Origin of the sequence: Rhizobium sp. P40RR-XXII (assembly GCF_012641405.1) — a bacterium.
In the GTDB taxonomy this organism is placed as follows: domain Bacteria; phylum Pseudomonadota; class Alphaproteobacteria; order Rhizobiales; family Rhizobiaceae; genus Rhizobium.
The window spans coordinates 76,921-101,494 of sequence record NZ_JABAII010000013.1; the positions used below are offsets into that span (position 1 = coordinate 76,921).

At 60.7% G+C, this 24,574-nt stretch carries 25 protein-coding genes; 11 read left to right on the forward strand and 14 right to left on the reverse strand.

Translation table 11 applies throughout. The features are described 5' to 3' along the window. Positions 1-50 precede the first annotated feature (50 nt). The 4 genes from HGP16_RS22780 to HGP16_RS22795 all read left to right on the forward strand — a co-directional run bounded on the left by HGP16_RS22780 (position 51) and on the right by HGP16_RS22795 (position 4,151). Complete coding sequence (locus tag HGP16_RS22780) at positions 51-1,001, forward strand: lytic transglycosylase domain-containing protein (RefSeq protein WP_168842266.1); 951 nt, start codon at positions 51-53, stop codon at positions 999-1,001. A 141-nt stretch (positions 1,002-1,142) separates the two neighbouring features. Continuing rightward, positions 1,143-3,413, forward strand: a complete 2,271-nt coding sequence (locus tag HGP16_RS22785) for an FdhF/YdeP family oxidoreductase (protein WP_168842267.1) — start codon at positions 1,143-1,145, stop codon at positions 3,411-3,413. 79 nt (positions 3,414-3,492) lie between these two features. Further along, the gene (locus HGP16_RS22790) at positions 3,493-3,741 is read left to right on the forward strand and encodes a type II toxin-antitoxin system VapB family antitoxin (protein ID WP_168842268.1); all 249 of its coding nucleotides are present in this window, start codon (positions 3,493-3,495) and stop codon (positions 3,739-3,741) included. Next, positions 3,738-4,151: a type II toxin-antitoxin system VapC family toxin gene (locus tag HGP16_RS22795; protein ID WP_168842269.1), complete on the forward strand. Its 414-nt coding sequence runs from the start codon at positions 3,738-3,740 to the stop codon at positions 4,149-4,151. Before HGP16_RS22790 ends, HGP16_RS22795 begins: the two co-directional genes overlap by 4 nt. Before the next feature lie 62 nt (positions 4,152-4,213). Here HGP16_RS22795 and HGP16_RS22800 read toward each other — a convergent pair whose 3' ends face one another. From HGP16_RS22800 to putA, 7 genes are all read right to left on the reverse strand, one after another. Beyond that, entirely contained in the window at positions 4,214-5,287 is a 1,074-nt protein-coding gene (locus HGP16_RS22800; protein ID WP_168842270.1) for an ABC transporter ATP-binding protein, read from the reverse strand. Between the two features lies 1 nt (position 5,288). Beyond that, entirely contained in the window at positions 5,289-7,220 is a 1,932-nt protein-coding gene (locus HGP16_RS22805) for a glycoside hydrolase family 127 protein (protein WP_168842271.1), read from the reverse strand. 24 nt (positions 7,221-7,244) lie between these two features. Continuing rightward, positions 7,245-8,108, reverse strand: a complete 864-nt coding sequence (locus tag HGP16_RS22810) for a carbohydrate ABC transporter permease (RefSeq protein WP_168842272.1) — start codon at positions 8,106-8,108, stop codon at positions 7,245-7,247. After that, complete coding sequence (locus tag HGP16_RS22815) at positions 8,105-9,022, reverse strand: carbohydrate ABC transporter permease (protein ID WP_168842273.1); 918 nt, start codon at positions 9,020-9,022, stop codon at positions 8,105-8,107. The genes HGP16_RS22810 and HGP16_RS22815 overlap by 4 nt, the downstream gene beginning before the upstream one ends. Positions 9,023-9,089: 67 nt before the next feature. Beyond that, positions 9,090-10,328 carry an ABC transporter substrate-binding protein gene (locus HGP16_RS22820; RefSeq protein WP_168842361.1) on the reverse strand — a complete coding sequence of 413 codons (1,239 nt, stop codon included), beginning with the start codon at positions 10,326-10,328 and terminating at the stop codon, positions 9,090-9,092. A gap of 44 nt (positions 10,329-10,372) precedes the next feature. After that, entirely contained in the window at positions 10,373-11,332 is a 960-nt protein-coding gene (locus HGP16_RS22825) for a LacI family DNA-binding transcriptional regulator (RefSeq protein ID WP_312862891.1), read from the reverse strand. Between the two features lie 268 nt (positions 11,333-11,600). Next, on the reverse strand, positions 11,601-15,305 hold the full coding sequence (gene putA, locus HGP16_RS22830; RefSeq protein ID WP_168842274.1) for a trifunctional transcriptional regulator/proline dehydrogenase/L-glutamate gamma-semialdehyde dehydrogenase: 3,705 nt from the start codon (positions 15,303-15,305) through the stop codon (positions 11,601-11,603). Between the two features lie 184 nt (positions 15,306-15,489). On the opposite strand from putA, the gene HGP16_RS22835 reads away from it, so the two are divergent. Further along, positions 15,490-15,951 (forward strand): Lrp/AsnC family transcriptional regulator, encoded by a 462-nt coding sequence (locus HGP16_RS22835; RefSeq protein WP_168842275.1) that lies wholly within the window; start codon positions 15,490-15,492, stop codon positions 15,949-15,951. A 158-nt stretch (positions 15,952-16,109) separates the two neighbouring features. Further along, positions 16,110-16,376 (forward strand): hypothetical protein, encoded by a 267-nt coding sequence (locus HGP16_RS22840; protein WP_168842276.1) that lies wholly within the window; start codon positions 16,110-16,112, stop codon positions 16,374-16,376. 39 nt (positions 16,377-16,415) lie between these two features. On the opposite strand, the gene HGP16_RS22845 is transcribed toward HGP16_RS22840, so the two are convergent. Next, on the reverse strand, positions 16,416-16,601 hold the full coding sequence (locus HGP16_RS22845) for a 4-oxalocrotonate tautomerase (protein ID WP_120667565.1): 186 nt from the start codon (positions 16,599-16,601) through the stop codon (positions 16,416-16,418). Positions 16,602-16,715: 114 nt separating this feature from the next. Here HGP16_RS22845 and HGP16_RS22850 point away from each other — a divergent pair, with 114 nt between their 5' ends. From HGP16_RS22850 to HGP16_RS22865, 4 genes are all read left to right on the forward strand, one after another. Next, positions 16,716-17,600: a LysR family transcriptional regulator gene (locus HGP16_RS22850; RefSeq protein WP_168842277.1), complete on the forward strand. Its 885-nt coding sequence runs from the start codon at positions 16,716-16,718 to the stop codon at positions 17,598-17,600. A 72-nt stretch (positions 17,601-17,672) separates the two neighbouring features. Then, positions 17,673-18,677 carry a LacI family DNA-binding transcriptional regulator gene (locus HGP16_RS22855; RefSeq protein ID WP_168842278.1) on the forward strand — a complete coding sequence of 335 codons (1,005 nt, stop codon included), beginning with the start codon at positions 17,673-17,675 and terminating at the stop codon, positions 18,675-18,677. 143 nt (positions 18,678-18,820) lie between these two features. Then, positions 18,821-19,054: a type II toxin-antitoxin system VapB family antitoxin gene (gene vapB, locus HGP16_RS22860; protein WP_168842279.1), complete on the forward strand. Its 234-nt coding sequence runs from the start codon at positions 18,821-18,823 to the stop codon at positions 19,052-19,054. Further along, entirely contained in the window at positions 19,054-19,455 is a 402-nt protein-coding gene (locus HGP16_RS22865) for a type II toxin-antitoxin system tRNA(fMet)-specific endonuclease VapC (protein WP_168842280.1), read from the forward strand. Before vapB ends, HGP16_RS22865 begins: the two co-directional genes overlap by 1 nt. Before the next feature lie 76 nt (positions 19,456-19,531). On the opposite strand, the gene HGP16_RS22870 is transcribed toward HGP16_RS22865, so the two are convergent. Further along, positions 19,532-20,416: a LysR substrate-binding domain-containing protein gene (locus HGP16_RS22870; protein ID WP_168842281.1), complete on the reverse strand. Its 885-nt coding sequence runs from the start codon at positions 20,414-20,416 to the stop codon at positions 19,532-19,534. A gap of 128 nt (positions 20,417-20,544) precedes the next feature. Between HGP16_RS22870 and HGP16_RS22875 the strand changes: the two genes are divergently transcribed. Then, positions 20,545-21,405, forward strand: coding sequence for a DUF1989 domain-containing protein (locus HGP16_RS22875; protein ID WP_168842282.1), 861 nt, complete (start codon positions 20,545-20,547; stop codon positions 21,403-21,405). A 112-nt stretch (positions 21,406-21,517) separates the two neighbouring features. Here the strand turns inward: HGP16_RS22875 and HGP16_RS22880 are convergent, their stop codons facing one another. The 5 genes from HGP16_RS22880 to thiO form a co-directional block, all read right to left on the reverse strand. Beyond that, entirely contained in the window at positions 21,518-21,865 is a 348-nt protein-coding gene (locus HGP16_RS22880) for a hypothetical protein (protein WP_168842283.1), read from the reverse strand. 156 nt (positions 21,866-22,021) lie between these two features. Further along, entirely contained in the window at positions 22,022-22,633 is a 612-nt protein-coding gene (locus HGP16_RS22885) for a thiamine phosphate synthase (RefSeq protein ID WP_168842284.1), read from the reverse strand. After that, on the reverse strand, positions 22,630-23,403 hold the full coding sequence (locus HGP16_RS22890) for a thiazole synthase (RefSeq protein WP_168842285.1): 774 nt from the start codon (positions 23,401-23,403) through the stop codon (positions 22,630-22,632). Before HGP16_RS22890 ends, HGP16_RS22885 begins: the two co-directional genes overlap by 4 nt. Positions 23,404-23,405: 2 nt before the next feature. Beyond that, a complete protein-coding gene (gene thiS, locus HGP16_RS22895) occupies positions 23,406-23,603 on the reverse strand; it encodes a sulfur carrier protein ThiS (RefSeq protein WP_168842286.1) in 198 nt (65 codons plus the stop codon). Further along, on the reverse strand, positions 23,594-24,574 hold the full coding sequence (thiO, locus tag HGP16_RS22900) for a glycine oxidase ThiO (RefSeq protein WP_168842287.1): 981 nt from the start codon (positions 24,572-24,574) through the stop codon (positions 23,594-23,596). Before thiO ends, thiS begins: the two co-directional genes overlap by 10 nt.

Below are 24,574 nucleotides of genomic sequence, written 5' to 3' on the forward strand. Positions count from 1 at the left end.
GAAGAGGCCGCGAATTTGCGATCGGTTGGTTTCGGACGGATATCGCTTAGATGGCAGGCAGGCAGTATCGGGCAGGCTCCGTCGGCATGATTGTCGCTTTTGCGATCGCTTGCGCCATTGGCATGTCGACTTCCAATCCCGCAGCAGCGCAACCGGAATGGCGGGTTGCGCCGCCCGCTTGCGTCTCCGGCCCAATGACGACGGAAACGGGCCAGACGCTTTGCCTGCGCAAGGACAGCTATAATCGCGATCTGTGCACGGCCATCGAGTATTTCGCTCACGCCAATCATCTGCCGCCGGACTATCTGGCGCGGCTGGTCTGGCGCGAAAGCCTGTTTCGCTCCGATGCCGTCAGCCCAAAGGGTGCTCGCGGTATTGCGCAGTTCATGCCGGGAACGGCGAAGCTGCGTGGCGTGCGCGACAGCTATGATGCGCTCGAAGCGCTCGGCAAGGCGGCGACCTACCTCGATGAACTGCGCGACCGTTTCGGCAATCTTGGTCTCGCCGCCGCCGCCTATAATGCCGGTGAGGGCGGTCTTGCCAATTTTCTGAATTCCGGCGGTCTTCCCTTCGAAACGCGCAACTATGTGAGCGCGATCACCGCCCATAGTGTCGAGGAATGGCGGGACGATCCGCCCGATATCGCCGCCCCTGTGCTGGACAAGGGCAAATCCTTCGTCGATTCCTGCGTCGCGCTTGTCCAAAGCCGGCGCCTGAAACCGACGCCTTTGGAGCAGGAGCGGCCCTGGGCGCCCTGGGGTGTTCAATTGGCCGAGCATTTTCAGCTGGATGCCGCCCGGCGTCTGTTTACCGCGAACATCCAGAAATTGCCGTCTCCGCTGAATGCGGAGAAGCCGTTGATCGTGCGCCAGCGCAATGCCGATTTCGGCCGTCGTGTCCGCTATGCGGCGCGCATCGGGCGGGAAACACGGGGGCAAGCGGATGCCGTTTGCACGCAGATCCGGCAGCAGGGCGGCTCCTGCCTGGTCTTCCGGAACTAGCGTTCTGCGTGGCGCCATAACCCGTAGCGATTGTTTGATTTACTGTCGCTTGATTGTGCTTTACTCCCTGAAGTCACAAGCTTATTTCTTGTAAGCCCGGCCTTTGGGAGGAAGCCGTTTGGGTAGCCAAAGGAGTGTATGATGGCGCAGAAGCGTGAAGTCCCTGGTATCCGTCCCTACAATAGCCCCGCCGGCGGTTGGGGCGCACTGAAAGCCACCGCCAAGGCGGTTCGCGACCAGATGGATGTCACCGAAGCGCCCGGTCTTCTCCTGCGCACCAACAAGCCGACGGGCTTCGATTGCCCGGGCTGTGCCTGGCCCGACAAGGAGCATACCTCCACGTTCCAATTCTGCGAAAACGGCGCCAAGGCCGTGACCTGGGAAGCGACGAACAAGCGCGTGACGCCCGAATTCTTTGCCGAACATACGGTCAGCGAACTTCGGACCTGGAGCGACTACGAGCTGGAAAACTCGGGCCGATTGACCCATCCGATGGTCTATGACCACGCATCCGATACCTACCGGCCGATTGCCTGGGAGGACGCCTTTGCCCGCATCGGCGAGGTCATGCGCAGTCAGCCCGATCCGGATATGGTCGAGTTCTACACGTCCGGCCGTGCCTCTAACGAAGCGGCCTTCCTGTTTCAGATCTTCGCGCGCGAATACGGCACCAACAATTTCCCCGATTGCTCGAACATGTGCCACGAGGCGACCAGCGTCGGCCTGCCGCAATCGATCGGCATCGGCAAGGGCACCGTGTCGCTCGACGACTTCGACGAATGCGATCTCATTATCTCCATGGGACATAATCCCGGCACGAACCATCCGCGCATGATGGGCACGTTGCATGAATGCTCGCGTCGTGGCGTGCCGATCATCGTCTTCAACCCTCTGAAGGAGCGGGCGCTGGAGCGCTTTGCCGATCCGCAGGACCCGATCGAGATGGGAACCTTCGGCTCGACGCGGATCGCGTCGTCCTATTATCAGGTCAAGATCGGCGGCGATGCCGCGGCGCTCAAGGGTATCATGAAAGCGGTCCTGGCGCTTGCCGAAACTTCGCCTGACGTTCTCGATCATGCCTTCATCGCCGAGCACACCATCGGTTTTGACGCGCTCGTTGCGGATCTCAGCCAGACGGAATGGGCTGATATCGAGCGGGTTTCGGGCCTGGCGCGTGCCGATCTGGAGCGGGTGGCCGCTGCTTACGCTAAATCCAAGGCGACGATCGTCGCCTATGGGATGGGCATCACCCAACATGCCAAGGGGACGGCGAATGTCCAGCAGATCGCCAACCTGCTGCTGCTGCGCGGCAATTTCGGCAAGCCGGGCGCCGGCATCTGCCCGCTGCGCGGACATTCCAACGTGCAGGGCAATCGCACCGTCGGGGTCACCGAGAAGCCCACTCCTGCGCTGATCGAAGGCATCGAGCGCGCTTTCGGTTTCACGTCGCCTGCCCATCATGGCCACGATGCCGTTGCCGCCATGCAGGCGATGGCGGAGGGGCGCTCCAAGGTGCTGCTCTGCCTCGGCGGCAATTTCTCGATCGCGCTTCCCGATCCGGAATTATGTGCCGAGGCTATGCGCAAGCTCGATCTTGCCGTTCATATGAATACCAAGCTCAATCGCTCCAATCTCCTGATCGGCAAAGAATCCTTCTTGTTCCCCGTACTTGGCCGTACCGAACAGGACGTTCAGGCGACCGGCGCGCAATCCGTGACGATCGAGGATTCGATGTCGATGGTGCATGCCTCGCGCGGCCGGCTGAAACCGGCCTCCGACCAGCTTCGCTCGGAGCCCGCCATCGTTGCCGCGATGGCGCAGGCGACGCTGCCTGATAGCAAGGTCGCATGGATGGAGCTCATCACCGACTATGACCTGATCCGCGACAAGATCGAAATCGTCTATCCGGATTTTGCTGATTATAACGAGCGCATCCGTGTTCCGGGTGGTTTCCGCCTGCCGCTCGGGCCGACGGAACGCGTCTGGAAGACGCCTTCCGGCAAGGCCGAATTCAAGCTGTTTTCCGGCCTCAACGAAGACATTTCGCTTTCCGACGGGACCATTTTGAAGCTGGCGACCATCCGTAGCCATGATCAGTACAATACGACGATCTATGGCCTGGACGACCGCTATCGCGGCGTCTTCGGCCGTCGTGACATCCTGTTCATGAATGACAGGGATCTGAAGGCGAAGGGGCTGGAACATGGTGATCTCGTTGAGATCGAGACCGCGCTTCCCTCCGGCGCCAAGCGGCTGCTGAAGCTGACGGCGATTTCCTACGATATTTCCGAGGGCTCTGTTGCTGCCTATTACCCGGAGGCAAATTGCCTGATCCCGATCGACTACCAGGACAAGGAAAGTGGCACTCCTTCGTATAAGTCCGTTCCGGTACGGGTCAGCAAGGCGGCATAGATTCAGCCATCCAGCCATCTTCTGCCATCTTGATGGCTGAGTTGCGAATCGTTATATTGATCTCGGACAGGAGACAGATATGGCAGAACCACAATTGTCCGTTCGTAGTGCTAGAGCGCGCGACCTCGCGCATCGGCTCGCTCGCCGCGAAAACCGCACAATCGCCGATGTCGTCGAACGTGCGCTGGAAGCTTATGAGATTCGAGAGGCTGGTCGCGAACCAGCATCGTCTTTCTATGCTCGAATGGCGATGAGCGATGATGAGGATACCGACCTTGAATCTGTCATTCGCGAGGGGCGTCAACCCAATCACGGTATTGATTTGTGATATTTCTGGACACGAATGTTATCTCTGAAACTTTCCGGAAACTGCCTGACGAGGCCGTGATATCGTGGCTTGGTCGGTATGATGCGGAGCTAGCACTTTCCACTGTGGCTATTGCTGAAATCGCCTTTGGCATTCAAAAGATTGTTCCCGATCAGCGCGCTGCGCGGCTTGAGCAGAAATTGTCCGAATGGCGCCATCGTTTCGCTGATCGGATGTTCGGTCTTACCGAAGAGGCCGCATTGGAGTATGGCGAGCTTATGGGCGCGGCGAAGAGGCAAGGACGACCAATGTCAACGGCGGATGGCATGATTGCAGCAATCGCCCGCGTAAATGGCGGACGTTTGGCCACCCGGAATCTACCTGACTTTCACACGACAGGGCTGGAGTTAATATCTCCTTGGGAATTCTAGCAAGTCTTCAATAGCAACGATCTCTTGTTTGCATCGCTCGCTGCTCAAAAGGAGCTAATAAGTTAGCGAAGCCTCTTTCCGTCTTCGTTGAAATAGCGGCGGCGCTCAGACGGGCAGTAAAGATGGAGCGTGTCGCCGCGCTCGATCTCCGGCCCATCACGATACTCGGCAATAACGGATTGACCATCCTCTGTCTGGCAATAGAGATAGCGTGTGCCGCCTAGATATTCGGTGACGTCGACCGTGACCCGCAACGCATCGGTCGCACCGGAAATGACGACGAAATGTTCGGGGCGCATGCCGAGCAGGATCTTTTCGCCAGATGATGGTTTGTGCTGGCTAAGATCGACCTTGATGCTGCCATTGCCGACCTTTGCCGATCCGTCGCCTGACCATGTCGCTTCGATCATGTTCATCCTCGGCGAGCCGATGAAGCCGGCGACGAAACTGTTGGCCGGATCTTCATAGACCTCGCGGGGGCTGCCCACCTGCTCGATCCGGCCGTCCCTCAGCACGACAATCCTGTCGGCAAGCGTCATGGCCTCGGTCTGGTCGTGGGTGACATAGATCATCGTATTGCCGAGTTCGCGATGCAACCGGGCAATTTCGATGCGCATCGAGACACGAAGTTCCGCGTCGAGGTTGGAGAGCGGCTCGTCGAAGAGGAAGACATCCGGCTCGCGAACGATGGCGCGTCCGATGGCGACACGCTGGCGCTGGCCGCCGGAAAGCTGGCCCGGCCGGCGGTCGAGCAGGTGGTCGATCTTGAGGATCGAGGCGGCGGAGCGCACGCGTCTTTCGATTTCGGATGCCTCGGTCCGAGCCATTTTCAGCCCGAAACCAAGATTGTCGCGGACGCTCATATGCGGATAGAGCGCATAGGACTGGAAAACCATGGCGATACCGCGCTCGGAGGGGTCGAGATCGGTGACCTCCCGGCCCTTGATGGCGATCTCACCGTCGGTGACTTCCTCCAGCCCGGCAATCATGCGCAGCAGCGTGGACTTGCCGCAGCCGGACGGGCCGACGAAGACGACGAAAGCCCCTTCCGGTATGTCGAGGTCAACGCCGTGAATGACGGCGAGCCCGCCGAAGCTTTTGCGGACGCCGGTCAGGCGCATGCCGTTCTTCGTCATGTCAGGCTCCACGCTGCATCTGATCGGCGCGGATCCAGACAAGCATCTCGCCGGGCTCGCGATTGTCCCAGAGATGATAGGGGACGAAGCGCGCGGTGGAGGCGGCGCTTTTCGGCGGTGCCGTACGGTAGAGATCGGAGCCCCAGTCGGCCGTCTCGCGCGTCACGGACACATCGAGCGCCACAGCCCCTTCGAGCGCGGCAATTTCCGTCGTCTTGGCGGATGCCGGATCGCTGGAAAGCGAAATGCCGTTGAGATCGCGGCCATTGTCCGTCGTTTCGACGCAATAGACGAGCGGGCCACGCATCAGCGCAGCACGTCCGGCGTCCTGGCGGACTTTCGGATTGGCAAACAGCGTGCGTGGGATGAGCGGAAGGGTGAGGTCGACACGATCGCCCGCCCGCCACTCCCGCTCTATGCGGGCGTAGCCATCGACCGTGACCGTTGCCAGATCGACCGGCGCGCCATTGATTGTAAGCGCAGCACCCTCGGCCCATTCGGGAATGCGCAGCGACAGCGCAAATTTCGCGTTGCGATCGGGATTGACCTCGAAGCGAATTGCGCCGTCCCAGGGGTAGCGTGTCGTCTGGGAAAGCTGCACCGTCACGCCGCCCGCCAGCGGTATGCGGGCCTTGCTCTCGCCGTAGAGATGGACGGCGATCTCGTTGTCGGCCGCGGCATACATATAGGAGCCGACGGAGGCGAGCAGGCGCGCGATGTTCGGTGGGCAGCAGGGGCAATGGTGCCAGGTCCAGCGATGATGCTTGCCGGCGCTCTCCAGCGGATTTTCGTAGAAGAAGGTCTTGCCGTCCTGCGACAGGCCCGCCATCGCGCCGTTGTAGAGTGCCACTTCCATGATGTCGGCATAGCGGCGGTTCGGCCCGCGGCCCAGCATGCGGTTGGCCCAGAACACCAGGCCGACGGAGGCGCAGGTCTCGGCATAGGCGCTTTCGTTCGGCAGGTCGTAATAGTCGGTGAATCCCTCGTTGGAGGCAGCCGGCCCGATGCCGCCGGTCACATACATCTGCTTGGTCGTCAGGTCGTCCCAGAGCGTCTCGAGTGCCGACGTCAGTGTATCGTCGTTATATTCCGTGGCGATATCGGCCATGCCGGAATAAAGGTACATGGCGCGCACGGCATGGCCCACGACTTTGGTCTGTTCGCGCACCGGCAGATGCGACTGGCTGTATTCATAGGTCTTCTGCACGAATTTCTTCGGATCGCGGCCGTCGCGAAGCGCTTCCTCGGTGAAGAAATGCGGCTCCTGGCCGCGCTCGTCGATGAAGTATTTTGCCAGATCGAGATATTTCTTCTCGCCGGTGACCCGGCTGAGTTTGACGAGCGCGAGTTCGACCTCTTCGTGGCCGCAATAGCCGCGAAGCTGGTCTTCGCTATGCCCGAAGACAGTGATCATGTAATCGGCAAAACGGCTCATGATGTCGAGCAGCTTGCGTTTGCCCGTTGCCTGGTAATAGGCGACGGCCGCCTCGATCAGATGGCCGGCGCAATAAAGTTCGTGATGGTCGCGCAGGTTGGTCCAGCGCCGGCCGGGCTGGACGCGCTGGAACCAGGCGTTCAGATAGCCGTCCTCCTGCTGCAGCTTTTCATACATGTCGATGATAGCATCCGCGCGCGCTTCCAGTTCGGCATTGGGGCGGCGATAAAGCGAATAGGCGATGGTTTCAATCGACTTGCCGAGATCGCTGTCCCAGAACATTTGCGTCGAGCCCGACCATGTCTGCAAGGGGATGACGATGCCGGGGCTCGGCTGGCTGACGTCGATCGCCTGGATCATGCCGGCCTCGACGCAGCGGTCGAGCAGGGTTGCCGCGGTGGAGTTACAGATTGCATCCTGGCGGGCGCCGAACAGGCCTGCAAGTTCGACATTCGGGACGGGCAGGGGGCGAAACTGGCGGTTTTCTCTGTCAGACATGGCTTTGATCCGTTGTTGAAAGGGTTATTTCACCGCGCCGGCCATCAGCCCGCGCATGTAGTAGCGTTGCAGAAGCAGGAAGACGATGACGCAGGGGATGGTCATGACGGCGATGCCGGCCTGGACTGCCCCCCAGTTGACGGCTCCAAGGCGGCCAGTCCTGACGGCGATCATCAGCACCGGCAGGGTGAATTTCTCGTTGTTCGACAGGAGCACCAACGCCGCCAGGAACTCGTTCCACGCATTGAGGAAGGCAAAGATCGCAACGGTCGCGACACCCGGCAGCACCAAGGGGAGGAGAACGCGGAACAGCAGTTTCAGATCGCGCGCGCCGTCGATGCGCGCGGCCTCCTCGATTTCCTTCGGTACGGCGTCGAAGGCGTTGCGCATCATGAAGACCGAGAAAGGAAGCTGCAGCGTCACGTAGACCAGTGTGAGGCCAATCAGCGAATTGTTGAGGCCGAGCCTTGCCAGGATGATGAAGAGCGGGGTCAGGATCGACTGAAACGGGATCATCAGCGTCGCGATGATCAGGATGAAGAGCGCGCCCTTGAAGGGGAAATGATAGCGCGAGAAGCCGTAGCCGGCGAGCAGGCTGACGATGACGGTCAGAAGCACGGTTGCGACCGAGACGAAGAGCGAGTTCAGCGTATGCTGGATGACGCCGGCGCCGAAGCCGTTCAGCGAGCGGTAAGCATCGAAACTGAAACCGGTCGTCGGCCATGGCGGCAGAGGCGGAAGGCTCGCCTCGGTTCCATGCCGGAAGGACGACAGCAATGCGATCGCGAAAGGCGCGAAGAAGAAGATGACGATGACGACGCCGATGCCATGGTAGCCGATGCCACCCCACAGCTTGCGCCGCGCGCGCCGTTCCTTAGCGGTGGTCATGGACGGTCCTCCCCGACGCGAAGCAGCCAGAGCTGGACGATGCTGATCAGCACCAGGATGACAAGGAGGGCGATCGAGAGTGCCGCGCCATAGCCGAGATTGAAGGACACGAAGGACTGGTTGAAGATGTAGTAGACCACCGAAATCATCCGGTTCTGCGGGCCGCCTGATGTCATGATGTAGAACTGGTCGAAGGCGAGCACCGAGCCGGTAATGGAAATGATCAGCGCGAGCGCGATCGTGCGGCGCATCAGCGGCAGGGTCAGATGCCGGAACCGCTGCCAGCGTTTCGCGCCGTCGATCCGGGCGGCTTCCGTCAATTCGGAGGGGATCGCCTGCAGGCCGGTCAATAGAATGATCATTGTGAAGCCGGCGATCTTCCAGACCACCATGACGATGATCGTTGCAAAGGCCAAATCGAAATCGGCAAGCAGGTTCGGCCTTTTGTCGACGAGACCAAGCGCCAGCGCGACCGGTGCGAAGAAGCCGGCGTCGACATTGGCGAGCCAGACCCAGAGCAGCGACGCCGTTGCCAGCCCGACGACGACGGGAAGGAAGATGATCGTGCGGTAGAAGCCGACGAACGGCCGGTGCTTTTCGACGAAGAAGGCGAGCGGGAAGGCGACGGCGAAGATCGCAATGGTCACGATGACGGTGTAATAGGCGGTGAAGCGCAACGCCGCCATGAAGCGCATGTCGGAGACCATGCGGATATAGTTGCCGAAGCCGATCCAGCGGGGATTGCCGAGCAATGGCCAATTGTGAAAGCTCATCCAGATGGTGAAGGCCACGGGCAGAACGAAGAAGACGATAACGAGCGCCATGGCCGGCGCGATGTAGAGAAACCCGTGCCAGCCGGCACGACTTCGTTGTTTTCGACGACGCGCGGTTGCGATAGCTCCAGGGCCAGCCATGGAATGCTCCCGATGTTGCGATGGAGGGACCGGGAAGCCTTGAGGCTCCCCGGCTTTCATGGATTGATTATTGTTGGGCGTTGTCGATGATCGACTGCATTTCCGATTGGGCATTGGAGAATGCGCCATCGACATCGCTTCCGAAGATGGCTGCATTGGTGAAGCCCGCCCAGGGGCCATTGGCGCTGTTGATCAGGTCGTTGAACTGCAGCGTATAGGGCGTCTTGGCGACGGCGATCGCCTTCAGCCCGACCTGCATGCGTGGATCCAGACCCTGAAGCACCTGATCGGCGATATCGCCGCGCGTCGGCAGGCTGCCGTATTTCGCCATGATCTTCTGTCCCTCGAGTGAATAGGTATATTCGAGGAACTTCTTCACGGCATCGAGCTTCTTCGTGCCCTTGGAGATGACGAAATTGTCGCCGCCGGCAAAGGATGACGGTTTGCCATCGGCGCCGGGGATCAGCGTCACGCCGAAGTGGATATTGGGGTATTGGGTGATCAGCGTGCCGATTGAGAAGGCGCCGATGCTCTGCTGGCCGATCTTGCCGTTGCTGATGCTGAGGAAATTGGCGCCGGTGTCGCTCGCGGCTCCCGCCGGCACCAGATCCTTTTTGACCATGTCGCGGTAGAAGCCCACGGCCTTGCGCATTTGCGGTGTGTCGAGTGTCGCCGTCTTGCCGTCCGCGGAGAGAATATCGGCGCCGGCACCCCAGACGAGTGGTGTGAAGGTGAAGATCATGCAGCCGCCACAGCCGCCGCCGGAGAAATAGAAGCCATAGGTGTCGCCGCCGAGCGCCCGGATCTTTTCGGCATTCTGCTCGATCTCTTCCCAGGTGGCCGGGGCCTTTTCAGGGTCGAGACCCGCCTTCTGGTAGAGATCCTTGTTCCAGGCAAAGACAGAGGTTTCGACCGACAGAGGCAGGCCATAGATGTGGCCGTCATAGGTGCCGAGCTTCACATGCGAGGGCGACAGGGAATTGAAATAGGGCAGGCTCTTCGCCCAGTCCGTTAGATCTTCCAGCTGCCCGGCGGCGGCAAAGGCCGGCGTATAGATCAGGTCCATCGACAAGGCGTCCGGCGCCTGCCCGCCGGCGATCGCGGTCGCATATTTCTGTACCAGTTCGGAAAATGGCACTTCCGTCAGCGTGACCTTGTCGTCATGGCCCGCATTATAGGCCTCGACGACCTTCTTGAAGGAATCGCCGATGCCGCTTCGAACCCACATGGAGATGTTTTCGGCAGATGCACCGGATGCAAGCATTAAGGATATGAGGCCGGTTGCGGCCAGAAAGCGCTTCATCATCTTCTCCTCCCACAGGGCTACTCCCGTCAGCCCCTTTTCCTCTGTCAACGATCGGGGTTTCCCCCGCACGATTGCCGCACGATAAGCTCGCACGGCAAAGTTCTGATGCCAGGTTCGACGTCGCGTCCTTCTGCAAGGGCCAGGACCGTCAACCCCGCCTCGCGGCCAAGCGCTTTAAGATTCATATCGACCGTCGTCAGCGGCGGCCGGGTCTGCGCGGCGACGATCTCCCAATTGTCGAAGCCGACCACCGAGACATCGTCCGGCACCCGCACGCCACGCTCGCGAAGCGCATCGACCACCGCACGGGCGATCTGATCGTTGCCGCAGAAGATCGCATCCGGCTTTTCCCCTGACGAAGCCCATAGTTGCGCCACCGCCTCGTGACCCCAGGCCTCCGACCACGTGCCGTACATGACAGGCAATTCGCCCCCTCCGGCGAGATCATGATAGGCCCTGGCGCGCTCGCGTACCGAAACGAAGCTTTCAGGGCCGGTCACATGGGCGATGCGCTGTCGGCCAAGCCCTTGCAGCCATTCGACAGCAAGCGCCGCCCCCTGATAATCGTCGGCGCAGAAGGTGACGCTTCCCGGCGCTCCCTCGGTGAATGCATAGATGACCGGGACCGGCAGGTTGGACAGGTCCACCGGCAGGCGGCGGTCGATCCGCTTTCCAGAGGCGATGATGCCATCCACATGCTTGTCCAGCATCGCGTCCACATGAACCTTTCCAAGTGCCGGATCGTCCTCGATGGTGCAAAGGAAGACCGAGACGCCATGATCGACGAGTGCCTCCGTGATGCCGGCCATGACCGGCAGCGTGAAGCGACCATATGTATCATTGGTCAGAAGACCGATCGTGAAGGTGCGATTGCTGAGCAACCCCCTGGCGAGCGCATTCGGACGGAAGCCGATTTCGGTAGCGGCGCGCTTGACCCTTTCCCTGGTTTTCTCGCCCATGCGGCCGGTGTTGTTCAAGGCCTTGGATGCCGTTGAGATGCTCACGCCCGCAGCTGCCGCAACATCGTGAATCGTTGCGCGTCCGCTTTTCGCACGCTGATTTTCCAGATGTCTTCTCCCATTTGAATTTTCTTGAGAAAAGCTTTTCTCAATCGAAGAGTCAATATGAGAAAAGCTTTTCTCAGGAATTTCTATAGCGAAGCCGAAATGGCCTCGAAGGGCGAGGACGGTTCGGGTCTTCCGACTGGAAAAAGAGCGGCGGCCGAACCTTTTCCGGTCCGGCCGCCGCGTAAATTGCAAATTGCGAAAGACGTTATCCGATCGTCATCAGGCTGGCGTTGCCGCCGGCTGCGGCCGTATTGATCGATGTCGTCACCTCTTCGAGCAGCCAGTTCAGGCAATAGGCATCGGCATTTTTGGCGATCTCTTCGCTCGAAGCCGCCTGGGTGAGAACCAGCGGGCCGGGAATTGCCGAGATCGTCTTGATCGCCTGTTGGACCCGCGCGGCATCGCCCTCGATGAGGGCACCGGCCAATGGTCCGTCCGCCGCCCAGTCCTTCGTCCAGGAGATGCGATTGGCGACCTGTGCCGGCAGGTTGCGAAGCTCGTCCTGCAAGCCCGATGCGTCATCGATGACGATCGAATTGCCTGTCGCAAGCCCTGCGGCGATCTGGACATTGAGGCCGAGGGCCGTCTGCGGAGCGAGCAGGATCCTGCCGCGCGGATGCAGCGCGTAAAGGTTCAGTTCGCCGACCGGGCCTTGAAGCTCGATGTTGAAGCCCAGCGACGACTGGTCGGCGACGGCGCGCGCCTGCTTTGCCGCGTCCGCCGCCCCCTTGCTTTCGAGCCAGGCGATGAACTGCTGTGCGGCCGGATCGCTTTGCACCGAGGCATCGCGCAACGGTTCGGTCGAGGAGGCGACCAGACGACGTAGATACATCGGGCCGCCCGCCTTCGGACCGGTGCCGGAAAGGCCACGTCCGCCGAAAGGCTGGACGCCGACGACAGCGCCGATGATGTTGCGGTTGACGTAGAGGTTGCCGGCCCGCACACGCCCGGTCACATGGGCGATCATATCGTCGAGCCGGGTATGCAGGCCGAAAGTCAGGCCGTAGCCGGAGGCGTTGATATCAGCGATGAGCTTGTCCAGTCCCTTGCGCTGATAGCGGATGATATGAAGAACCGGGCCAAACACTTCCCGCTTGAGATCGCTCAGCTTCTTCAGCTCGATGATGGTCGGGGCAACGAAGGTGCCCTTGCCGGCGCTCTCGGGAAGATCGAGCTGTTCGACGTTGCAGCCAAGCTGGCGCATGCGCTCAATATGTTCGTCGATGCCGCGCTTGGCGTTATCGTCGATGACCGGGCCGATATCGACCGCAAGACGATCGGTCTTGCCGACCGAGAGCTCGCGAAGCGCGCCGCGCAGCATGGTCAGGGTACGATCCGCCACTTCCTCCTGCAGGCAAAGGACCCGCAATGCCGAGCAGCGCTGTCCGGCGCTGTCGAAGGCCGATGCAATCACGTCGCCGACCACCTGTTCGGCAAGGGCCGAGGAGTCGACGATCATGCCGTTCTGACCACCGGTTTCGGCGATCAACGGGATCGGCTTGCCGAATTTGGAAAGCCGTTCGGCAAGCTGCGCCTGGATCAGGCGCGCGACTTCCGTCGAGCCGGTGAACATGACGCCGGCGGTTTCGGGCGAGCCGACGAGCGCGGCACCCATTCTGCCGCTGCCGGGTGCAAATTGCAGCACGTCGCGCGGGATGCCGGCTTCATACAGGATGCGGATACCCTGTGCGGCAATTAGCGGTGTATTGCCGGCGGGTTTCGCGACGACAGGATTGCCGGCAACGAGTGCGGCCGCAACCTGGCCTGTGAAGATCGCCAGTGGGAAATTCCATGGGCTGATGCAGACCACCGGGCCGAGTGGCACGCTTTCCGGCTTCAAGACCTTGCGGGCCTGTGTGGCGTAATAGCGAAGGAAGTCGATCGCTTCCCTGATTTCGCCGACGGCATTTGCAGCCGATTTGCCGGCTTCGCGGATGGTGAGGCCGACGAGGGCGGGCATCTCGCTTTGCATGAGGTCGGCGGCACGCTCCAATATGGCGGCACGCTCGTTGGGCCTCACGGCGGCCCAACACTCGGCAGCGGTCGCCGCCAGCCGCATGACGTCGGCAGCATCCTGTGTTTCGAGTTCGGTGACGTGGCCGACGACGTCGGCATGGTCGGCAGGGTTGAGAACCGCGCGGGCCACGCCGCGCTCGGAGCCGTCGGCAAGGAGTGGCTTGGCGATCCAGTCCCTGGCTGCGGAGGCCTGCAGCTGCGCGGATAGATCGGAGATCGCCATCTCGTTCGACAGATCGACGCCGCTGGAATTCTGACGCGCGCCGCCGAACAGGTCGGCAGGACGCACGATCTTCTCGTGCTGCTTGCCGACGACAGCCATTGCGCGCACGCGCTCGACCGGATCGGCAATCAATTCGGAAACAGGGACGGTGGGGTCGGCGATCTTGTGGACGAAGGAGGAGTTGGCACCGTTCTCCAGCAGGCGCCGGACGAGATAGGCGAGCAGCGTCTCATGCGTGCCGACGGGTGCGTAGATGCGGCAGGGTCGGCCAAGCTTGTGGGCGCCGACGACCTCTTCATAGAGCGGTTCGCCCATGCCATGCAGGCACTGGAACTCGTATTTGCCGACGGAAAAATCGCTTCCGGCCATGTGGTAGATCGTGGCCAGGCTCTGGGCGTTGTGGGTAGCGAATTGCGGAAAGACCACATCGGTCGCCGCCAGCAGCTTCCTGGCGCAGGCGATATAGGAGACGTCGGTGTAGACCTTGCGGGTATAGACGGGGAAGCCTTCGAGGCCATCCAGCTGCGCGCGCTTGATCTCCGCGTCCCAATAAGCGCCCTTGACCAGGCGAACCATGAGGCGATGCCCGGAGCGGCGGGCAAGATCGATGATGAAATCGAGGACGAAGGGGCAACGCTTGCCGTAGGCCTGCACCACGAAGCCGATGCCATCCCAGCCGGAAAGCTCCGGATCGAGGCACAGTTCTTCCAGGAGATCGAGCGAGAGCTCCAGCCTGTCGGCCTCTTCGGCGTCGATGTTCAGGCCGATATCATAACGCTTGGAGAGCAGCGCCAGCGCCTTCACCTTCGGCAGAAGTTCGCCCATCACCCTGTCGGCCTGCGAACGCGAATAGCGCGGGTGCAGCGCGGAAAGCTTGATGGAGATGCCGGGACCTTCATAGATGCCGCGGCCGGCCGATGCCTTGCCGATGGCATGGATCGCATTTTCATAGTCGCGATAGTAGCGCTCGGCATCGGCATGCGTCGTCGCGGCCTCGCCGAGCATGTCGTAGGAATAGCGGAAGCCTTTCGCCTCAAGCGAGCGGGCGCGCCGCAATGCCTCGTCGATCGTCTCGCCCGTGACGAACTGCTCGCCCATCATGCGCATGGCCATGTCGACGCCACGGCGGATGACCGGCTCGCCAGCGCGGGCAATCAGCTTTGTCAGCGCGGCGGAAAGCCCACCTTCGCTGACGGTCGATGTCAGCTTGCCGGTGACGACCAGTCCCCAGGTGGCGGCGTTGACGAACATCGAGCGGCCGCCGCCCAGATGCGCCTTCCAGTCGCCGCCGGCGATCTTGTCGCGGATCAGCGCATCGCGCGTCGCGGTGTCGGGAATGCGCAGCAGTGCCTCGGCAAGGCACATCAGCGCAACGCCTTCCTGGCTCGAAAGGGAATATTCCTGCACCAGTCCCTCGACGCCATCGCCCTTATGCTTGGCGCGCAATGCTTCGATCAGCTTTTTGGCCGTCTTCCTTGCCGCCTCGCGGGAGGATTCCGGCAGGGTGGCCGCCTCGATCAGCGTGGGCAGGCATTCGGTTTCGGGCCGCCGGTAGGCGGCGGTGATCGCCAGACGGAGCGGGCTTTGTTCACGAATGGGCGGCGCGAAATTCGAAAATGGGGCAGCGTCTGGAGCTGGTTCTTCAGTGGCGAGCTTGGCAGAGACAGTCATGATAACCTCAAGGTGCAAGGGTCCCGATGGCCTTGTGGGCGTCGGCGATATCGCCCCACGCAGCCCTCCCGTTGCTTCGATCAGAACATACTTCATTCCAGAAAAGCGTTCCGCCTTGAAACTGCGGCTTTCCAGTCATATTGAACTTCAATAGCGCTGATTTCAAATAGGAATGCCTGCTAAAATGACAAAACCCAGTGAAATTGACCAATTCGACCAAAAAATCCTCGACGCGCTGGTCGAGGACGGCCGCATGTCGATCACCGAGCTTTCCGAGCGGGTCGGTCTTTCCAAGACCCCATGTCAGGCGCGCCTGAAGAAACTGATCGATTCCGGCTATATCGATGGCTTCAAGGCCATACTCAATCCGATCAAGCTCGGCCTCGACCACGTCGCCTTTGCCGAAGTGAAGCTGACGGATACCCGCGAGGAAGCTTTGCTCAGCTTCAACAACGCCGTCAAGAAGATCAAGGAAATCGAGGAGTGCCACATGATCGCCGGCCGCTTCGATTATCTCCTCAAGGTGCGGACCTCGGACATTCGCCGCTACCGCATCGTTCTTGGCGAAAAAATTTCCAGCCTGCCTTTCGTGGCCAGTACATCGACCAATGTGGTGATGCAGTCGGTCAAGGAAAACTGGTCGTGAAACCGCTTCGCCCACCGTGCACGCTCTCACGCGCTTAATGAGCCTCCCATCGGCCAACTCATCTTGCCGGCTAAACAATGGCCTAGATTTTGCCATCCGAATCGGATCATTGCGAGACGCTAAAATAAGCAAGCTGAAATAGTTGAGATGGAGTGCGCATGGAGACCAATGCCGGAGACCGCGACCTTGTCGAGGTCATGAAGCGGTATTTTGCGGTGAAGGCCGAAGTCGAGGACGTGAAATCCCGCCTGGAGGCGGCAAGGCGGGAGAATGGCGAAGAGATCGGCGTATTCTACAACCCGCGCACCAATCCGAACCACGCAGCCGATATCATCCGTTCCCACGCTCTCAAGCAGGAGATGGTGCGCCTGATGGATTGGGCCGAGGCCTGGGGACGCCGGAACCTGATGCCGAACGAGGCCTGACGTCGGTTACGATCGCCAGGCCATCATCATGAAATCGGATCAATTATCGGATTTCAGTTTGCCCGCCGTTGCCCAAGAATCCTTCGAGATCTCGGTAATGACGATCTCCACCGATTCCGGCGGGCAAACGAGCGTTTCGACGGCGACCCTGGTCGCCTCACGAACGAAGGCGCGCTTCTGGTCCTGCGTGCGTCCGGGATGCATTTCCAAGCGAAGGATGGGCATGGTGACTCCTTGATAGATTATGGCCTGACGTAGGCACCGCGGACTATCTTGCAAAACCCGTAGGCGATAAATACGCTCACATTTGCTTCACTCCGAACCTATAGGTATGCAATCGTGGACAAGTTGGCCGGTATGGCGATGTTCGTCAGAGTGGTCGAGCATGGCAGCTTCGCCGCCGCGGCCGACATCAGTCAGGTGTCATCAACCATGGTCGCCAAACATGTCAGGACGATCGAGCAGCGGCTCGGCGCGCGCCTGCTTCACCGGACCACGCGCCGCCACCAGCTAACGGAGGTCGGCAGGCTCTATTACGAACGCTGCAAGACGGTGCTGGCGGAGGTCGAGCTGGCCGAGTCCTCGGCATCCGAACTGCAATCGGCTCCGCGCGGACGCCTGCGGCTCGTCGCGCCTGTCAGCTTCGGGACGCAGAGCCTCGTGCCGGCGCTTGTCGACTATCTGCATGAGAATCTCGATGTCAGCGTCGATCTGGCGCTCGACAACAATCCGCATGATCTGATCGGCGAGGGCTACGAACTCGGCTTCCATATCGGCGAGCTGACGGACACCAATCTCGTGGCTCGTCCGTTGAAACCCTATCGGCGCATTTTGGCGGCATCGCCGGATTATCTCGCCCGCTGTGGCCGGCCTGAAACCCCTGAGGATCTCGCCAATCATCTATGCCTCGGCCATTCCTACTGGCGCCTGCAGGGCCGCTGGCATCTCGTCGGCCCGGAAGGAGAAGTCCGCGAAATCGCCATAAGGGGCCGGTTCACCACGAACCAGGGCGGGGCTCTGCGTGTTGCCGCCCTGCATGGAGCCGGTATCGTGCTGCAGCCGGAACTGCTGCTCGCGGCCGATCTCGACGCCGGCCGGCTTGAGCCGGTGCTGCCGCAATGGTCGTACAAGCCGACACCGATGCATTTGGTCTATGCGCCGGATCGGCGTCCGACGGCAATGCTGCGCAGTGTCATCGATTTTCTCGTGGCCCGCTTCGGCTGATGGTCGACCCTCTTTCGCCGGCTGCGAATCTATGATCAATTCTGATCATCGGCTTGGAGGGCGAGGGGAAGCGTGGCCAAGGTTACATTGAAGGACGTGGCGGCTGCCGCGGGCGTCGGAGCCGCGACGGTCGAGCGCGCGCTGAACGGGCGTGGCAACGTGTTGCCGGAGACCGCGGAGAAGATCTTCATCGCGGCCAAACGGCTTGGCTATCGCGCGCCGCTTGCCGGCGCCAGGCACGGCCTGGTGCGCATCGAGGTCGTGCTGCTCCGGCCTGAGACCTATTTCTACTCGAGGCTCAATCGCGCCTTCGAGCGCATCGCCGCCCTGCTCGACAAGGACATTCTTATTCAGCGGACGTTTGCGCGCGAGGACGATCCTGCCGATTTCTCGCGTCATATCGCAAACCCTCAGACACGTCGTTCAGCCTTGATCGTTGTCGCGCCTGATCATCCCGATGTGGTCGGCAGCGTTCGCAAGGCCGCCGCCGCCGGCATTCCTGTCGTTCAGATCATGACGCGGCCGGCGCCGGAACTCGCCTATGTCGGGATCGATAACGAGGCCGCCGGTCGCACGGCCGCTTTCTACACGGCGCGCATGCAGGCCGGCATCGCTGGCACCTTCGTCGCATTGTGCCACAGCGGCGCTTACGAGAACCACAAGGCGCGCATCCGCGGATTTTCCAACTACTTATCCGCGGATGCCAATCCGGCCCATCGTTTCGCCGAGGTCATGTTCGACGAGGACGACGAGATGAAGACGATGGAATTGTTGACGAACGCCTTTGCGAGATATCCCGATATTGCCGGCCTCTATAGCGCCGGCGGCGACAATGCCGCCATCGCCACGGTTCTGCGCCGGCATCGTCAGCGCCCCGTCTTCTGGGTCGGCCATGAATTATCCGATGCGACGCGGGGCTACCTCAGGCAAGGCTTGATGACGATCGTTCTCGATCAGGCTCCGGAAGTTCAGGCCCGCCGTGCCATCGACCTGACGCTGAAGCGGCTGGGTCTGATCGATACCGATATCGATCCCGAACCGGTCCGTTTTCTGACCATTACCCCTGAAAGCTTTTGAGCCTCACCACGCTTGTCGACTATGGAATGGTTGCGAGGATTGGCGCGATAATCGATGTCGTATGGCGAGGCGACATCTTGAATTTTTGAGCTCGCGGAGCTAAGTATATCCCAATTGCATATCCCAAGAATCAGGAGGCGGACATGACGAGTTCGACTGTATTCATCAGCAACCGAAGCCAGGCGGTGCGTCTCCCCAAGGCTGTCGCGTTCCCCGAGGACGTGCATCAGGTCGACATCCTGAAGATCGGCCGCAGTCGTGTGATCGTGCCCCAGGGCAAGCGATGGGATGATCTCTTCCTGCATGGCCCCCGTGCTGGTGACGACTTCCTCGGCAAGCGCGAACAGCCGGCGGTGGAGGAACGCGAGTCCTTCTGATGCTGACCTATATGCTCGATACCAATATTTGCATCTATGTGATGAAGACCTATCCGCCCACCATTCGAGAGAAGTTTAACGCGCTGGCGGAACAGCTTTGCATATCGAGCATAACGCTTGGTGAGTTGCACTACGGCGCGGAAAAATCAGCCCGGCGCATGGAAAACTTGACTGCCATCGAGCATTTCGTGGCGCGGTTGGAGGTTCTGCAGTTCGGCGACAAGGCGGCTGCGCATTACGGACAGGTTCGGGCCGAGTTGGAACGCGCCGGAACTCCGTGTTGTGGTCCGCACGACATGCAGATCGGTGCCCATGCTCGCAGCGAGGGACTGATTGTGGTGACGAACAACATGAAGGAGTTTATCCGTATGCCCGGTCTCCGGGTGGAGAATTGGGTGTAGCCATCGCCGCGAACGCGATGGCCTTCCTGCAGGTACGGGAAAGGCCTGACCCTGCAAATTCGTCTAACAAGGTTATTCACAGATCCGTGGCCGAAGCGGCTTGGCCATTGGCGGCAATCAGCCAGTCGCGGAACGTTTCAGCCTCATCGGAAAGGCGGCTGGCCTCAAGCAGCCAATAGGATTTTTCCGTATCCAACGGCGTATCGGATAGGGTGACCAGTGTGCCACTGGCCAGTTCCTCGGCAATGAGCGCGGTCGGGCAAAGACCTACACCTTGCCCGCCGATGACAGAAGCGATCATCAGGCTGAAATCGGCAAAGATCGGGCCGGGCTTTAGGGGGTGGTAGATATCGTCGAGGGCGAACCAGCGTGTCCAGGCTGCCGTCGTTTCGTCGTGCAAGAGATCCAGATCGAGAAGATCGGCTGGCTTCCTGACAGGGCCATGACGACGCTCGTATTCTGCCGAGCAGGTCGGCCTCGTCTCCGCGCTCAGAATTGAGATGGCGTTTGCGCCAGGTCTCGGTCCATGGCGTATCAGCAGATCGACGCTCGCTGCTTCCGGCGTCCTCGCGTCGAGCGCGTAGACGATATTGATATGAATCTCGGGATGCTCATTCCTGAATGCCGGCAATCGCGGTATCAACCATCGGGTGGCGACGGACGCAATGCATGCGACGCTGACGGGCCGCTCATTGCCATCCAGCGTCAACCGCCGAGCGGCGATCTCGATATGTCCAAGACCACTTGCGACCGCCGTCCCGAATTCGCGGCCCGCTATCGTCGCAGTCACGCCGCGGGCATGGCGGGTAAAGAGCCTGATGCCAAGCCACTCCTCCACCGTGCGCACATGCTGGCTTATTGCCGCAGCCGTGAGATTGAGTTCGCTCGCTGCTTTGGCGAAGCTCTCATGACGGATGGCGGCCTCGAAGGCGCGAAGGGAGGCAAGCGGAATAGGTTGCATCCCTCAAGGCTAAGTAAGACTTAGCCAAAGCACAAGTGCAATCGACGTTGCGCGAGAAGCTTATATCCTTACATTGCTGCGCAAACGAATGGCTCGGTTCTAAAATCGGTAAGGAATGAAACGTCGCTATGGATAATCTTTTTGATATGCCTGCTCCTGCAGATGCCGAGGAGCGGCGCCGTAAGCCGCCCGTCGTCGTCTATCCGAACGGGACGCTGCCGCCGGCCGATATGGATGTGCTGCGTGCTGCGCGGCGGGACGTGGCCAAGATAGAAGACATCACCGTGCCGCCGCGCGATGGCGGCTGCTTTCGCGTGCCCAAAGGACATTTCTTTCGCATCGTCGGCGTGGATGGCTCGCAGGTTGGCGACCTCAATCTGTGGAATGCCGATGATCTTTCGGAACGGTTCTTCAGCGGCAAGACCCGTGCGCTGCACGGCACGCATGTCGGCGTCGGGGACAGGTTATGGAGTAATCTGCCTTATCTGCGGCCGATGGCGACGATTACCCACGATACGCTCGGCTGGTATGGTTTTGATGCGGATGGAGCCGGCATCCACGATGTCATCGGCACGCGTTGCGATCCCTACACGAACCGGCTGCTGAACGGTGACAACTATCACCATTGCTGCCATTCCAACCTGTCGCGCGCCCTCGCCAAGGAACTGAAGATTTCCGTCCGGGAAGCCGAGTTTCACGTCCATGACGTGCTGAACGTCTTCATGTGTACCGGTTTCACGCGCGACACCTATCAATATTTCATGAAGGCAAGTCCGGTGCGGCCGGGCGATTTCATCGAGTTCTTCGCCGAGATCGACCTTCTTGGCGCTCTTTCGGCCTGCCCGGGCGGTGATTGCGGCAGTGAACATTCGAGCGATACGGTGCCCTGCTATCCGTTGCGGGTGGAGATTTGGCGGCCCGAGCCCGTAAGCCTTGCCAGCAGGGTATTTCCGGAGCGCAATGCCTATCCGCGGACGCACGGCCTGTAGCTCGATCGTCCGAAAGGCTCCAAAAAAGTTTGCCGGCGGTTTCGGCCGCCGGCAATCTCAAAGTCGTCCGTCAGGCCAAGCATCTGCCAAAGGGCAGAACTCGGTTGATTGCTTAGTCGCAGACGCGAACACGTTCGTAGTGCCAACCGTCGTCATAGGCGTTGTCGACCTGACGGTCCTCGTACCAGCACCTCGGCCGCGGCGGGGGTGCTTCGTACACCGGACCTCTATTGGCAAGGGCGCCGCCGACGATCAGTCCGCCGAGGAGACCCGCAGCAACACCGCCGGCGATCGCGCCGCCATTGCCATGGTGATGATGGCGACGCCAGTCGTCGTGGCCACGCCAGTCGCCGCGACCGCGGCCGTCGTAATACTGTGCCTGTGCGTTGCTGACGGGCGCCAATGCGCCGCCTACCACCGCAGCGGCCAGCATAACCGTAAGAACCGTCTTCTTTATCATGACTACCTCCAAAGCAGCCTTTATGCTCAGCGAATGCGCGAGTCATTTATTCAACGTCTTAAGCATGATTATGTTCAGCTGAATATTTGATGAATGCGTCGTTCATCGGGCAAGAGATTGAAAAACAGGCCTAAGCTGCGATTTCGGCACGATAGTTCAGCGCGGCGGTATCGGCCGCGTTGCTCTTATCCATTCCAGCGTCCGCGATTCGGGATCCGGATTTCGGGTGATATCGGTCACCACGGCGGCGATATCGGCACCATGGTCAAATACGCCGCCAAGGCGTTCGACCGTCAACCCGCCGATTGCGACAAGCGGGAGGTTGCCGATACGGCTTTTCCATTCGCCGATGCGCGCAAGGCCCTGCGGCGCCCAGGCCATGGCCTTGAGGATGGTCGGATAGATCGGTCCGAGGGCTATATAATCTGGCGTGGCCGCAAGTGCTGCCGCCAACTCCGTTTCGTCATGTGTCGATAGCCCCAGTTTCAATCCGGCGGCGCGAATGGCCGAGGGATCGGCAGCGGCAAGGTCCTCCTGGCCGAGATGGATGAAGTCGCAGCCTTCTTCGATCGCGAGCTGCCAATAATCGTTGACGATCAACTGGCATCCATGCGCGGCGCAAATTGCCTTTGATTCGCGAATCTCCGTACGAATTTCCGACGGCGTGCGATCCTTGATGCGCAATTGCACCAGTTTGACGCCGAGCGGCACCAGCCTCTTTATCCAGGCAGCACTATCGACGATCAGGTAGAAGGGATCGAGTGTCATGAGAAAACCGCCTTTCCGATGACCGGCGTCGACGGCACCGCCATGTCGCGCGGTTCCAGCATGCCCGCGCCGAATGCCTGTCTGCCGGCATCAATCGCCTTGGCGAAAGCTTCCGCCATCGTGGCCGGGTCGCCGGCACCGGCGACGGCCGTATTGAGCAGCACCGCATCGAAGCCGAGTTCCATGACTGTGGCCGCATGCGAGGGCCTGCCGATGCCGGCATCCACGATCAAAGGTGTTTCCGGAAAATGCGCCCTCATAGAGCGGAGAGCGGAAAGATTGAGCGGCCCGGCCGCCGTACCGATCGGTGCGCACCAGGGCATCAGCACCTTACATCCGGCCTCCAGCAGCCGCTCGGCGACGACGAGATCGTCCGTCGTATAGGGAAAGACCTCGAATCCCTCGTCTGTGAGGATTCTGGCTGCTTCCACCAGCGAGAAAACATCCGGCTGCAATGTGTCGTGGTTGCCGATCACCTCCAGCTTGATCCAGTTGGTTCGGAAGACCTCGCGCGCCATCTTCGCCGTTAGCACCGCTTCCGAGACACCATGGCAGCCGGCGGTATTGGGAAGAACGCGAACGCCAAGTTCGCGAATCATGTCGAAGAAGGCGCCGCCATTGCGGCCGCCGGCCGTTTCCCGGCGCAGCGATACGGTGACGATTTCGGTTTCGGAGCGCTGGACCGATTCGGCCAGCACGGCCGGGGAGGGGTAGCGCGCCGTGCCGAGAAGAAGACGCGATCGGATCTCGGTTCCGTAGAGCTCGAACATGGTCAGCCTCCCTGCATCGGCGTCAGGATTTCGATCCTGTCATTGTCGGTCAAGATGTGGTCGTCGCGTTCTTCGCGATGGATGAGTTCGCCGTTGACGGCGGTTGCCAGCCACTCGCCCTCGTATTCGAGCGCGGCGAGAAGCTGCGAAAGCGTGGTTGCGTCGACGATCTGTGTTTCGCCATTGATGATCAGGCGCATTGGCGGCTCCTGTCGTTTTTGTGTCCGGAAAAAAGGAGATCCGCGGCCTCTGTCGCAATCGACGGCGCCAGCAGGAAGCCGTGGCGATAAAGGCCGTTGATAAGAATGGTCTTGCCCTCCCGCGTCACGCGCGGAAGGTTGTCCGGAAAGGCGGGACGGATGCCCACGCCGGTTTCGACGATGGCGGCATCGCCAAAGGCGGGATGCAGCGCATAGGCGGCGTTCAGCAGTTCCATCAGCGAGCGGGCGGTGATCGGTCCTTCGAAGTCCGTTTCGATCATGGTGGCGCCGACCATGAACAGGCCTTCGCCGCGCGGCACGATGTAAACGGGAAATCGCGGATGCAGCAGTCGGACAGGCCGCGCAAGGGCGACCTCCTGCGTCTGCAGATAGAGCATTTCGCCGCGCACGCCGCGTAATTCTCGGCTTTCGCCGATGCGGGCAGCGCCCGTGCAGTCCACGACATCGGGGAAGGGATCGCGATCTCCGATATGGTCGGCAAAGGTGACGCCCTTCGCCGCGAGTGCGCCTTTTAACGACTGCAGGGCGTCGCGAGGGTCGAGATGTGCTTCTTGCGGGAAGAACAGGCCATGCCTGAAGCGACCGGCAAGCGAGGGTTCGAGGGTGGCGATCTCGCGTTCCTCGACCCAGCGATAGCCCGTCGTGCGGCCGGCGAATCGTTTCAGCTCGCTTTGGTCCCGGTTCGGTGCGACGACAAGCGTGCCATTGCGGATGATCTTGACCGGTAGAATCGCGTCCCATCGATCGGCGGAATCACGTCCGCGCTCGAGCACGGCCTCATCGGCACTTTCCCGCTCGCACCAGGGCGCCAGCATGCCGCCGGCGAGCCAGGAGGCGGCTCGGCGGAAATTCAGGCCAGGATCGACAACCGTGACCTCGGCACCGCGAACGTGCAGTTCATGTGCGACCGTGAGGCCGGCAACGCCGGCCCCTTTGACAAGGATGCGCAT

Coding starts and splice junctions, on each gene's coding strand:
- HGP16_RS22885 (WP_168842284.1), bottom strand. CDS start 22,633: ATGACACTCGATCCCTTCTACCTGATCGTCGATAGTGCTGCCTGGATA.
- HGP16_RS22810 (WP_168842272.1), bottom strand. CDS start 8,108: ATGACCACCGCTAAGGAACGGCGCGCGCGGCGCAAGCTGTGGGGTGGC.
- vapB (WP_168842279.1), top strand. CDS start 18,821: ATGACGAGTTCGACTGTATTCATCAGCAACCGAAGCCAGGCGGTGCGT.
- HGP16_RS22845 (WP_120667565.1), bottom strand. CDS start 16,601: ATGCCCATCCTTCGCTTGGAAATGCATCCCGGACGCACGCAGGACCAG.
- HGP16_RS22815 (WP_168842273.1), bottom strand. CDS start 9,022: ATGGCTGGCCCTGGAGCTATCGCAACCGCGCGTCGTCGAAAACAACGA.
- HGP16_RS22875 (WP_168842282.1), top strand. CDS start 20,545: ATGGATAATCTTTTTGATATGCCTGCTCCTGCAGATGCCGAGGAGCGG.
- HGP16_RS22890 (WP_168842285.1), bottom strand. CDS start 23,403: ATGTTCGAGCTCTACGGAACCGAGATCCGATCGCGTCTTCTTCTCGGC.
- putA (WP_168842274.1), bottom strand. CDS start 15,305: ATGACTGTCTCTGCCAAGCTCGCCACTGAAGAACCAGCTCCAGACGCT.
- HGP16_RS22870 (WP_168842281.1), bottom strand. CDS start 20,416: ATGCAACCTATTCCGCTTGCCTCCCTTCGCGCCTTCGAGGCCGCCATC.
- HGP16_RS22880 (WP_168842283.1), bottom strand. CDS start 21,865: ATGATAAAGAAGACGGTTCTTACGGTTATGCTGGCCGCTGCGGTGGTA.
- thiS (WP_168842286.1), bottom strand. CDS start 23,603: ATGCGCCTGATCATCAATGGCGAAACACAGATCGTCGACGCAACCACG.
- HGP16_RS22785 (WP_168842267.1), top strand. CDS start 1,143: ATGGCGCAGAAGCGTGAAGTCCCTGGTATCCGTCCCTACAATAGCCCC.
- HGP16_RS22790 (WP_168842268.1), top strand. CDS start 3,493: ATGGCAGAACCACAATTGTCCGTTCGTAGTGCTAGAGCGCGCGACCTC.
- thiO (WP_168842287.1), bottom strand. CDS start 24,574: ATGCGCATCCTTGTCAAAGGGGCCGGCGTTGCCGGCCTCACGGTCGCA.
- HGP16_RS22780 (WP_168842266.1), top strand. CDS start 51: ATGGCAGGCAGGCAGTATCGGGCAGGCTCCGTCGGCATGATTGTCGCT.
- HGP16_RS22840 (WP_168842276.1), top strand. CDS start 16,110: ATGGAGACCAATGCCGGAGACCGCGACCTTGTCGAGGTCATGAAGCGG.
- HGP16_RS22865 (WP_168842280.1), top strand. CDS start 19,054: ATGCTGACCTATATGCTCGATACCAATATTTGCATCTATGTGATGAAG.
- HGP16_RS22800 (WP_168842270.1), bottom strand. CDS start 5,287: ATGACGAAGAACGGCATGCGCCTGACCGGCGTCCGCAAAAGCTTCGGC.
- HGP16_RS22820 (WP_168842361.1), bottom strand. CDS start 10,328: ATGATGAAGCGCTTTCTGGCCGCAACCGGCCTCATATCCTTAATGCTT.
- HGP16_RS22805 (WP_168842271.1), bottom strand. CDS start 7,220: ATGTCTGACAGAGAAAACCGCCAGTTTCGCCCCCTGCCCGTCCCGAAT.
- HGP16_RS22835 (WP_168842275.1), top strand. CDS start 15,490: ATGACAAAACCCAGTGAAATTGACCAATTCGACCAAAAAATCCTCGAC.